Source organism: Veillonella absiana (assembly GCF_032970865.1).
Classification (GTDB): domain Bacteria; phylum Bacillota; class Negativicutes; order Veillonellales; family Veillonellaceae; genus Veillonella; species Veillonella absiana.
In genome coordinates this window covers 287,956-299,813 of record NZ_JAWJZB010000001.1, presented here as the reverse complement: position 1 = coordinate 299,813, position 11,858 = coordinate 287,956, and the positions used below count along the sequence as shown (strand labels likewise).

Below are 11,858 nucleotides of genomic sequence, written 5' to 3'. Positions count from 1 at the left end.
GAGCTGTCCTTATGGACCTTCATGATGAATGGCTCAGTTCTACAAGAAAATATATTAAGTTTAATCAATGAGTGACCGGTAAAACATTGTATAGTATTTTACACAGGATTATGGACTTGACTTGTATGTATCTAACGAAAAATAAAACTATGATAGTGCGATGGGGTTTGATTATTGCATTGTATTTAATTAGTATTGTGGCTATTGGCGTTGGGAGTGTATCGGTAGCACCTATAGATGTATGGAATATATTGAAATCCAAAATCATTAATACGGATAGTATTAATACCGTATCCTTAGCAGTTCAGGATATTATTTGGGAGATTAGAACGCCTCGAGTGATTCTCGCAGCTGTGTCTGGAGCCGGCTTGGCCTTAGCTGGTCTTGTTATGCAAGCTTCGGTACAAAATCCATTGGCAGAACCATTTATCCTTGGCATCGCATCTGGTGCATCCGTAGGTGCGGTCGTTGCTATTTTGTTAGGGGGCATGCTGACAGTACATGGTATTACATTGGGGGTGGCTAGTGGTGCTTTCATCGGTGCTATTGTGGCTACCTTAGGCGTACTATTACTAGCCGGTATTCGTCAGCGATTGTCTACGGTTCGTTTGATTCTCGCCGGTGCTGTGGTGAGTGCATTATGTACAGCCATTTCCAATTTTATTATCTATATGGCTGCTGATGCAGAAGGCATGCAGAGTGCTGCATTTTGGACTATGGGTTCTTTGGCGGACGCGAAATGGAGTGGTTTGTTTTTACCCGTTCTTGTAGTAGCCCTAATGTGTGCCTACTTCCTATCCCAAGTTCGTAATCTTGATGCATTGCTACTTGGTGAAGAGGCGGCGGTAACACTGGGTATTGATGCGACAAAACAACGTCGTATTTATATGGCATTGATCGCGTTATTAACCGGTGTATTAGTTTCGCAATGCGGTATTATCGGTTTCGTTGGTCTTGTAATTCCACATATGGTACGGTCCTTCGTGGGGGCCGGACATCGTCAATTATTACCGGCGGTCATTTTGTTTGGAGCTATTTTCTTGGTACTTGCTGATTTGCTCAGTCGCGTGCTTTTGCCATCCGGTGATTTGCCAATCGGTATTATCACAGCCTTGATGGGTGCTCCTTTACTTATGAAATTGCTCTTTGGCAATTCCAAAAATTTTGGAGGTTAATATGCAAGAAATTAGAATCGAACACTTGGCCTTCAGTATTGGGGGACGCCAAATTTTGAAAGACATCTCTCTGATTTTAGGTGGTCATGAGTTTGTGGGACTCATTGGCCCTAATGGGTGTGGGAAATCTACCTTGCTAAAACATTTATATCGTGTGAATCCCATACAGAGTGGTCAAATTTTCATGGACAATGTGCCGATGAAAGAAATCAATCTGAAGAATGCAGCTCAGAAAATTGCTGTTATGGGGCAATTTAACCGTATGGACTTTGATTTTACTGTGTTAGATATTGCTTTAATGGGCCGTACGCCTTACAAGAAAAGCTTTGAAGATGATACAGAAGAAGATTACAACATGGCTCGCGAGGCGTTAGAACGTGTTGGGATGTGGCAGGCACGAGAACGATCCTTTAACACGCTGTCTGGTGGTGAACAACAACGCGGTTTACTAGCGAGAGCGTTAGTGCAGGAGCCAGAGTATCTGATCCTCGATGAACCAACTAATCATTTGGATATTAAATATCAGTTGGAACTCTTAAAAATTGTTAAAGGTCTTGGTGTTGGTATCGTGGCAGCCCTGCATGACATGAATCTAGCTGCAGCGTTTTGTGATCGTATCTGCGTGTTAAAAGATGGGGTTATCCAGAAAATGGGTACGCCGGCTGAGGTGGTGACGGTAGATACATTACGTACCGTCTATGGGGTGGAATCCAGCGTTGAGGTGGATGAACATCATATTCCATTTGTACGCTATCGTGTAGAGCCAAGGGCGTATGGACAGTTACATGTTGAGAATAGTATTCACAGAGGCGCTAGTATAGATGGCGATAGTAGTGTATCAGCAGGTGTATCTATCCAGAGTGCATCAGCAAATGTAGTGGCTCATAGGGAGTCCCTATGAGTGGTGTAACAAAGATTATCAAATCATTATCAGATTTATCTCAAGGTGTAGTATCCAACGGTGCAATAGGCGCTATATTGTGGTTTAGCTTTACTAATGGTACGGGTATATCTGATATCAATAGTACTAAGCAAGATATTAATACGGTGATGGTCCAAAATTATGATGGAGAAGGTCATGATATTGATTTGCCATATGTGAATCCTCAAAGGGTTCTTGTTACCTACCCTGGTGCCACAGAATTACTAATTACGCTCGGCCTGCAAGAACGAGTGATTGCCACAATTGCTCCCTATGGGGCAGAACCACCAGAATTAGCGACTGCTTATGATGGAATCCCAAAATTGGAGGCACCGTTTGTGCCAACTCGGGAAGAAGTAACAGCCTTAAAACCTGATTTGATTATGGGCTGGTCGCATCACTTTCAACCAAGTTCACTAGGTGATATTCGCAACTGGTTTGGTCGTGGTGTGGAAACCTATATTGTGCCGGCAACGGTACGTAAGGGTAAACCAACCATAGAATCGACGGTATATCCATTTATCGACGATGTGGGACGTATCTTTCACATAGAGGAACAAGCAACGGCGTATAAGCAAGGTTTACAGGACCGTGTGCAAGCGGTGGCCGATAAGGTAGCTGGAAAATCTGAGCGACCATCTGTGTTAATTCTGCAGTCCTATGGCAATAGTAGTTATAGCGTATATGGAAAGCCATATATTATTGATGATATTGTACATAAGGCAGGCGGTCAGAATATTACGGATACAGATATGATGACGGTAGGGCCAGAACGCATTTTGGCATATGACCCAGATTACATCGTGTTCGTCGTATATACAGATATAGCGGATCCTATAAAGTTTAAAGAAGTGGCTACGCAAGCGCTGTTAGAGGATGTAAATCTCAAGCATATGCGTGCCGTTCAGAATAAAAAGATTGTTCCCGTACCATTTGCAGAAGTGAATAATGGGAATGGCCGTGTAGTAGATGCGTTAGAAACGATTGCTACGGGCCTAGAATAAGTTTGTAAGTACAAGTCTCTGATGAAAATAATGGCCAAGTGGCTCGGAAGAATATGTAGTATGTTACCTAAGATTGTTGTAGGACGGCAGTGATAAATGATGCTGATACAATGTATGGTCATAGAACATAGATAGTTTTATCCTCACTGTAGAGAGCAGGGCTGGTTGTGGCCAGAGTGTAAGACATAAATTATTATGTGTTGTATTTTTGTAAGGAGACACAAATGCGTAAAACAATGTTAAAAGGCTTAGTAATGGGTGCGTTGGTGGTCAGTGTATTGCCAACTTTCACAGTAGTAAATGCGGAAGATGTTTTATTTGGCGAGACTATCGTAACCGGTACTCGTGTAAAAACAGACGTTAAAGATGTAGCTGCGAATATTACCGTTATTAATAATGAGACTATTGAAGATGGTAACTATACTGAAATGTCCGAAGCGTTACAAGCTGCTGGTGTTGACGTAGTAGATCATGGTTCTGCTGCATACCCAGTATTGAATGGCGATACTCGTGTATTGGTAATGGTGAATGGCCGTCGTATCAATTTTGATCATTTAACTGTATCTGGCAACGATAATGCAGTAGATATGAATCAAATTCCTATGGATAATGTGGACCATATTGAGGTGGTTCGTGGACCTAACTCTGCATTGTACGGTCAAAAGGCTGTGGCTGGTGTTATCAACATTATCACTAAAACACCAACTCCAGAGACTAAAACTACATTGACAGCTGAATATGGCACATGGAATCACCGTTTAGGCTCTATTGTTCATTCTGGTGGTGACGAAGATAATCGTTATATGATTACATACTCTAAACAAAAAAGAGACAATTATGACTATAAAAATGCAAAAGGCGACTCTCACGAATTCCAAGATAGCTATCTAGACCGTGAAGAAATGACATTCCGTTATGATCATTTCTTTGGTGATGACCGTGCTACATTTGATTTTGCTCGTACTCATGCAAAAGATGGTTATGGTATTTACTTGTCTGATGTTGATACAGGTGCATCCTATGGTAATGGTTCCAAAATTGATTCCACTATCGTTGACCTTGGTTTGACATATACTTTCAACCAAAAAAATAATGGTGAAGGTACATTCTTGCGCTTGTCTCGTATTAATGACCAAACTGAATCCCCATTTGCAGGTACACCATATAGCCATGATTTGACTGGCTACACATTTGAAGGTCAAAAAGACTGGAAGTTGGGCAATCATAATTTGGTAGGCGGTTTTATGTGGGAAGACCAAAATTTATGGGAAAATAATGATGGCTCCACAATGGACCGTTCTGCTATCACAAAAGCAGTATTTGCGGAAGATCGTTGGGAATTAGGCGATGGTTGGTCCACCAATATGGGCGGCCGTTATGAACATCATAGCGATTACGGCGGGGACTGGACATACCATGTCGGTTTGAACAAACGTATCAGCAACGATACTCATGCATACTTGTCCTATGGCACAGCTGTTAATAACCCTACATTGAAAATGCGTTATGCAGACACTCCTTATATGAAAGGGAATGAAGATTTAGAACAAGAAACATCTAGAACAATTACATTGGGTGTAGATAGCAAAATCAATGATAAATTGAATGTATCTGCTAGCGTATACAAATCCAAAGTGAAAGATGCCTTGAACTGGGCTTGGAATGGCGTAACTCGTTATTACAATGTTGACGAAGAAGATCGTCAAGGTTTGAGTCTATCCGCTAACTATAAAGTTAACGATAACTGGCGTTTACGTGCTGGTTATGACTACAGCAAAATTGAAATTAATGATGATTTAGACCTACGTAACACTCGTCCAAATGGTTATTCCTTAGGTGTGACATTTGATAAATCTCGTTGGAATGCAACTGCGAACCTTACATATGTAACTGGTCGTTCCACAACTCGTTACACAGACAACCGTTATTTCTTGGTGGATATGAATGTAAATTACCAATGGACTCCAAATACTAAGTTCTACGTAAAAGGATTCAACTTGACTAACGAACACTATGAAACTAGTGCATCTGCATTTGCAGGTTCTCCAGGCTCCTATGCGATGCCGGAACGTCACTTTGTAGCGGGCGTATCCCATAGTTTTTAATTTGTACTTTAGTTTCGATTTTAAATTGTTTTTTGATATGATTGATTTTGTTTTACCGTAGGAGGTTTCACAATGCAAGTATTGGAGTTATTTCATCAAGGCGGCCTAGTAATGTATCCGTTACTTATCTGTTCTATTATTGCTATCACGATTTTAGTAGAACGTGTACGCACGTACAACGCAGCAAAATCCGACATGGACACATTGCGTACAAAAGTATCTGAATTAGTTGTGGCTGGTCAATGGAAAGAACTTCGCGATGTATGTGAAGAAGATGGTGGGGTAGCCGCTAAACTAGTGAAAACTGCCGCATCTCAACCTCATGATGTAGAAAAACAAACTCAAGCATTACAAGGTGCAGCGGGTTCCATCGCAGCATCCCTTCGTGCTTACTTGAACTACCTTGAAACAATCGTTACATTGGCACCATTGCTCGGCTTGCTTGGTACTGTAACTGGTATGATTGGTTCCTTTAGCGTATTGTCCATTTCTGATGGCGAGCCATTCGCTATCACTGGTGGTGTAGGTGAAGCCCTCATCGCTACGGCAACTGGTCTTATTGTAGCGATCATCGCTCTTGTTATTCATGCATACTTAGTACAACGTCAAGATAATCTTGTAGCTGAAATGGAAGAAATCGGCGCCGTATACATGACAGCATTGGTAGGTGACAATAATGCAGCTTAGAAGTTTACGTACTACGAACAAACCGAGATTAATGATTATCCCTATGATTGATATCATTTTCTTCTTGCTCGTATTCTTTATGATGAGCATGTTGTCCATGGTTGTTCAAAAATCCGTACCTATTAATATGCCTATCGCACAATCTGCGAAGGTAGATATTCAGAAAAAGGTACCTATTACTGTAACCGCTGATGGCAGTATTTATGTAGAAACAACAAAAACAAATTTGGATGGTATGATCAAATACCTTCAAATCGAACAAGCAAAAGGTCAAGAATTGACAATTGTATTGCGTGCTGACCAAGCGGCTCAATATGGCGGTTTCGTACAAGTACTTGATACATTAAAACAAATGAATATTACAAAAATTGCTATTGCTACTGAAAGTAAGTAAGGAGGTGCCCTATGGCAAAATGGAAAACATCCTTTGCGGCATCGCTTCTTATTAACTTTGCACTTTTTGCCGGTGCAGCAGCGTATATGCAATATGCAGCTCCAGAGCCTGACGCTAAACCAGAACCAGTAGAATTAGCTTTCATCACAGAAGTGGGTGAATCTGAAAAATCTCCGAAAATTGCAGCGCCAAAACCGCAGAAGGTGGAGATCCCTACACCGCCAACACCAGAGCAAGTCAAACAGATGACAGATGGTGTTCCTGTGGAAGAGGGACTGAAGGATATTAATAAGACTCAACCAACGAACCCAACATCTAATCAGCCGACGAATAATTCAAATACTCCATCAGATGCATCGAATACTGGCCCAGGTGGCCCGGGTAAAGATGAGACTGGTGTTGATACACCAGGACAACCAGGTCAGGATGAAAAACGGGAAACACCAGTTGGTGAAACTCATGGCGCTCAGTTATTGAGTCAGCCACAACCTAAATTCCCTGCTGATTTACAAAAACGAGGCGTTCAGGGTAGCGTTACCGTACGTGTTGTAGTTGATGAAAGTGGTAATGTTGCAGATGTATCAGTTGTATCTAGTGATAATAGTGAATTGGATCAATATGCTATTGCAGCCGCATACCAGGCTAGCTTTAAGCCTGCAATGGAGAATGGTGTACCTATCTCAACTGCGGGTAATCTTAGATATGGATTTGGCTATTAATCATATTGATACAGCCATATAGGAATAAATAGTAAGTAATTCCTTGTAATAATTGTATAATCTCATATAATTAATAGAGATACATATTAGAAAGGATAAATTATGAAACAGCATACAAAAACATTAATGTTAGCTACTGTTTTAGCAGTTGGCGCCACTACAACATCTCTAGCAGTTACAGTTAACCAAGAATATCCTAATGGACATCCTGTAGATGTACAACAGCGCACATTAAGTGCAGCTGTACAAACGGCACCAACAGAAACGCCAAAGCAAGCAGCAAAACGGTTGGCTGAAGAGAATAAAACAAAATCTAACCCCCTCATTGATTCCAAGTATACGAAAGATCGTGGCCCTAATCACGGTCCAGTGATGGCTATGTCTGGCTATCCTGATTTAAGTGATTTGGGATTGACACCGGGCAAAGAAATGTACACAAAAGTGCGTACTACTGTTGGTGTAAATGGTTACGTTACAAATGTAAAAGTACTTCAATCATCTGGCAATGAGGAGATGGATGATCGCGTAGTATTGGCGGAGTATCAATCTATATTTATTCCTGCCTACAAAGATGGTAAAGCTGTTGAATCTAGTGGTGTTCATGGATTCCGATATATTGAGCCAATAGTGCCTGGCGAAAATGGAGAGGTACAAGTGGCGCCTGTAGCAACAGACACTACATCTGATACTGATGAAACAGCAGCAGAAGAAATCGATTACAGAACTAGCCCAAAAGGTTATGACATTAGTATCAATCATTCTGTACCAAGTATTAATACAACAAAATAAATAGTTATGTGAAAATCATGGTAGAGATAAATTGGTTTTCATCATTGTAAATAGAGAGTCTATTCTGCATTATTAGTAGGATAGACTCTCTGTTTATGTGGTCTGAGAGTTAAAAATTAGGTGGACAAAATGAGTTGGTAATAGAGTCGTTGGAGTCAGTTAGCATCTAGTCCAGTCCGCTGTCAAAGTTGATTTACAAAACTTTTACCAATAAAATCCAATATATTCAAAATCTGTAGCTGTAGCTACTGAAAATAATTTTCAAAAATTGATATAATGACATCATAGAAAAGAGATAACTGCTGATTAATAGCACCACAGACAATAGATAATCAACACAGGAGGCAACTATGAATCCATTAAAACAAGAATTAAACATTAATAATGAACGTTACCAAATTATTGTATCCGTAAAAGAACAATATTTAGATGGTATTTTAACAGTTGAAGAAGGCAATAAAATTTTGCGTGAAAAACTTGGTACATGCACACCAGACGAATTTGCCTTCGCAGAGCAAAGTTTGAAAGGCGTGTACAAAGACGAAGAGATCCTTGATCGTATGGATGATTTGTTGGTATTGTTCGATGGCGTATTGGTGCGTGCAGAAAATACATATCCAGTGAACCATCCGTTATGGGTTTACATCGAAGAAATCAATGCCATGGAAAAGGTATTGCTCGAAGCGGATGAGTTGTTGAAACAAGAAAACTTCATCAAAAATCCTTGGCTTGGTATTTTCGACTCCTTGAACCAATGGCGCCGCCATTTATCTCGTAAGCAAAATCAATTGTACCCAGTACTTGAGGACCATGGTTTTGATCGTCCAACACGTATTATGTGGACCTTTGATGATAGTGTTCGTGATGCTATTAGCCGTTCCTTCGGTTATTTGCGCGACGACCAAACAGAAGATTTCCTTGCTACAATGCCTGATACCATCGATAAAATCCGTGATTTGTACTCCAAAGAATTGGAAGTATTATTACCTACAGCGATTAAAATTTTGAGCGATGCTGAATTCGTTCGCATGAGTAAAGGTGACCATGAAATTGGTTTCGCTATCATTGCGCCACCACCTTTGTACACTGTAGACGGTGTGACAGGTGATGAACCAACTTATGCAACAACAGCAGCGGCAGCACAAGCACAAGCTAATGCTAACGCTGGTGCCGTAGCTGCCAATGCAGGTATGCCAAATGAATTCCTTCAAGATTTAGCGCAATTGCTTGGTAAATATACTGGCGGTTCCGTTGGCGGCGGTGCACCGCTTGACCCTAAAACTACTGTACTTGATGTGGCCACTGGTAAATTGACGCTAGATCAAATCAATTTGTTGTTCAAACATATGCCTGTAGACTTGTCCTATGTGGATGAAAATGAACTCGTTAAATTCTACAGTGACACAAAACATCGTATTTTCCCTCGTAGCGCCAACGTAATCGGTCGTGAGGTTAAGAATTGTCACCCTGCGAAGAGCGTACACGTAGTAGAGGAAATTATCGAAAAATTCCGCAGTGGCGAACAGAGTCAAGCTGAATTCTGGATTAATAAACCAGAGGTGTTCATCTACGTATTGTACACAGCGATTCGTGACGAGGATGGCAACTTCAAAGGTGTTCTTGAAATGATGCAGGACTGCACACACATCCGTTCCCTTGAGGGCTCCCGTACGTTGTTGACTTGGGATGGCGATACCTTTGTTGGTGAAAGTTCCAAAATTACTGATACAGCTGCTAGTGAACAAACTGAAGAGACTAGCAATGATACCGAACAAAAAGGAGAATTCAAAATTACTTCCTCCACAACATTGTCTGAGCTCATCAAACATAGTCCTGATATTGTAGATTATTTGATTACCATCAATCCCAAATTTGAAATGTTAAAATCTCCAATGGTTAAGGTTATGTCTAAAGTGGCATCTTTGAAAATGATTTCTGAGCGTGGTGATTTGAACCTTAATACATTAATTAAAGATGTGGATGCATTTATTAATAAAAGAAAGTAATTGAATCTATATTAATTCATTAAATTAAAAATCCTTGGGCATGTAAAATGTCCCAAGGATTTTTATAGTGGGGCAATTTATGTCCTAGCAAGGCGTGTTGATAGTGACTAGCTTTCATGAAAAATATTACTAATAGTCATGAATATTTTTACCAATCCTATGACCAATAGTCATGGAAACTATAGTGTTTATGCGGAGTTTCTTGTATACAAAATATCGATTACAAGCTAAAATAAGAATAATAGAGGTTTTTTGCAAATTTGTAATGATCTTTTACAAGGATACTGGTAAAAAAAGATAGAGATGAGGGTATGGAATTATGTCAACAAGACGCGTTTGGAATCAAAGCGAAATTAAACAAAATCCATTATTTTCTAAGTTACGTAGTACAATTGAAACTGCATTTTATGGAAATAATGTAACTGTTATGGAATCTGTAGCACAGTGTTATGAGTATGCTATAAAAGAACCAGGTGTCATCAAATTGGACATGCCTGTTTATAATCCTGTAGAACAAGGCTTGCCTGAGGATGCAAAAGTTCTTGTTACTAACGATGGCCGTACAACTGGTCGTTATGCGAAAGCTCGTCACATTATCGGTGACGAAGGTATCGATGAAGTGGAATTGTGCGGTATTGCTCGCGATGCAGTATATGATAGCCGTGGTAAAGAATGGATTGCAGCGACAACCATTGTTGGTTTGGATGAAAAGTTCACTGCTAAAGCGCATTTGATGATTCCAAAAGATCACGCGTCCATTTTGTACTCTTGGATTATGAACTTCCAATTCTTCCATGCAGGATTGCTTGAATTTTACAAAAATAGTGAAGAATACCCTGAAGGCGACATTTATATTTATTCTGACCCGGATTATGTAGTGCCTGATATGCCAGGTGGTTTGGCAATTTTTGACCCAGCCTATAACTGTGCGATGATTTTAGGCATGCGTTATTTTGGGGAGCACAAAAAAGGGACATTGACATTAGGTTGGTCCTTAGCAAACCGTTACGGCTATGTGGCCTGCCATGGTGGTATGAAACGCTATAATCTTGGCGAAGATAAGAGCTTTACTATCGGTGTATTTGGATTGTCCGGCTCTGGTAAATCTACATTGACTCATGAAAAACATGATGGACGTTACGACATCTCCGTTTTGCATGATGATGCATATATTATTAACACTGCCGATTTATCCTCCATTGCGATGGAACCAACATATTTCGACAAAATGCAGGATTATCCAGTGGAACACCCTGCGAATAAATACTTATTGACATTGCAAAATGTGGGCGTTACATTGGATGAAAATGGACATAAGGTTGTATTGGCTGAGGATGTTCGTAACAATAATGGCCGTGCTATCAAATCTCAATTCTGGACAGACAACCGCGTTAATTACGTGGGTGAACCAGTAAATGCTATAATTTGGTTGATGAAAGACCAAACATTGCCTCCAATGGTGAAAATTAATGACCCTGTTTTGGCGTCCACTATGGGCGCTACATTGGCGACACGTCGTACTACTGCTGAAAAACTTGATGCTAATGTGGATCCAAATGCGTTGGTTATTGAACCATATGCCAATCCGTTCCGTACATATCCTTTGGTACGAGATTATGAAAGCTACAAAAAACTTTTCTGCGAATGTGGTGTAGATTGCTATATCATGAATACAGGTTTCTTCTTGGATAAGAAAATCCCTAAAGAAGTAACACTTGGTTTGTTAGAAGAGTTAGTAGAAGGTACATTGGCATTTAAACAATTTGGCAATTATGAAAACTTGGATTACGTACCAGTAGAAGGTTTTGAACCACCATTTGACGTGCGTGAATACCATCACTCTTTGCACAAAGCCTTTGAATTCCGCTATGATTATGTAGAGGAATTAAAAGGTAAGAAAAATGAATTGCCACAAGAAGTAATGGATGTATTGAAAACATTAATGTAATACTAAAGGTATCGTTGATTAGCGATACTGAATAAGAAAAAGCTGACTCCTGTTGTGGGTCAGCTTTTTTGCGGTAAAAATGTGGCGTATAGGAAAGATGGGAAATACG

The 11,858-nt window shown here is 40.2% G+C and carries 10 protein-coding genes; all 10 read left to right on the top strand.

What is annotated here, in order from left to right; genetic code table 11:
• Positions 1–149: 149 nt before the first annotated feature.
• The 10 genes from RVY80_RS01480 to RVY80_RS01435 all read left to right on the top strand — a co-directional run bounded on the left by RVY80_RS01480 (position 150) and on the right by RVY80_RS01435 (position 11,749).
• Positions 150–1,175 carry a FecCD family ABC transporter permease gene (locus RVY80_RS01480; protein WP_317329370.1) on the top strand — a complete coding sequence of 342 codons (1,026 nt, stop codon included), beginning with the start codon at positions 150–152 and terminating at the stop codon, positions 1,173–1,175.
• A 1-nt stretch (position 1,176) separates the two neighbouring features.
• Positions 1,177–2,076, top strand: a complete 900-nt coding sequence (locus tag RVY80_RS01475; RefSeq protein ID WP_317329368.1) for an ABC transporter ATP-binding protein — start codon at positions 1,177–1,179, stop codon at positions 2,074–2,076.
• The gene (locus RVY80_RS01470; protein WP_317329366.1) at positions 2,073–3,101 is read left to right on the top strand and encodes an ABC transporter substrate-binding protein; all 1,029 of its coding nucleotides are present in this window, start codon (positions 2,073–2,075) and stop codon (positions 3,099–3,101) included. Before RVY80_RS01475 ends, RVY80_RS01470 begins: the two co-directional genes overlap by 4 nt.
• A 224-nt stretch (positions 3,102–3,325) precedes the next feature.
• Positions 3,326–5,206, top strand: coding sequence for a TonB-dependent receptor plug domain-containing protein (locus RVY80_RS01465; RefSeq protein WP_317329364.1), 1,881 nt, complete (start codon positions 3,326–3,328; stop codon positions 5,204–5,206).
• 72 nt (positions 5,207–5,278) lie between these two features.
• Positions 5,279–5,893, top strand: a complete 615-nt coding sequence (locus RVY80_RS01460) for a MotA/TolQ/ExbB proton channel family protein (RefSeq protein WP_317329363.1) — start codon at positions 5,279–5,281, stop codon at positions 5,891–5,893.
• A complete protein-coding gene (locus RVY80_RS01455; RefSeq protein ID WP_317329362.1) occupies positions 5,883–6,287 on the top strand; it encodes an ExbD/TolR family protein in 405 nt (134 codons plus the stop codon). The genes RVY80_RS01460 and RVY80_RS01455 overlap by 11 nt, the downstream gene beginning before the upstream one ends.
• Before the next feature lie 11 nt (positions 6,288–6,298).
• Positions 6,299–7,006 (top strand): energy transducer TonB, encoded by a 708-nt coding sequence (locus RVY80_RS01450; RefSeq protein WP_317329361.1) that lies wholly within the window; start codon positions 6,299–6,301, stop codon positions 7,004–7,006.
• A gap of 102 nt (positions 7,007–7,108) precedes the next feature.
• On the top strand, positions 7,109–7,795 hold the full coding sequence (locus RVY80_RS01445; protein ID WP_317329359.1) for an energy transducer TonB: 687 nt from the start codon (positions 7,109–7,111) through the stop codon (positions 7,793–7,795).
• A gap of 350 nt (positions 7,796–8,145) precedes the next feature.
• The gene (locus tag RVY80_RS01440; protein WP_317329358.1) at positions 8,146–9,801 is read left to right on the top strand and encodes a DUF438 domain-containing protein; all 1,656 of its coding nucleotides are present in this window, start codon (positions 8,146–8,148) and stop codon (positions 9,799–9,801) included.
• Positions 9,802–10,120: 319 nt separating this feature from the next.
• The gene (locus RVY80_RS01435; protein WP_317329357.1) at positions 10,121–11,749 is read left to right on the top strand and encodes a phosphoenolpyruvate carboxykinase (ATP); all 1,629 of its coding nucleotides are present in this window, start codon (positions 10,121–10,123) and stop codon (positions 11,747–11,749) included.
• Positions 11,750–11,858: the final 109 nt, after the last annotated feature.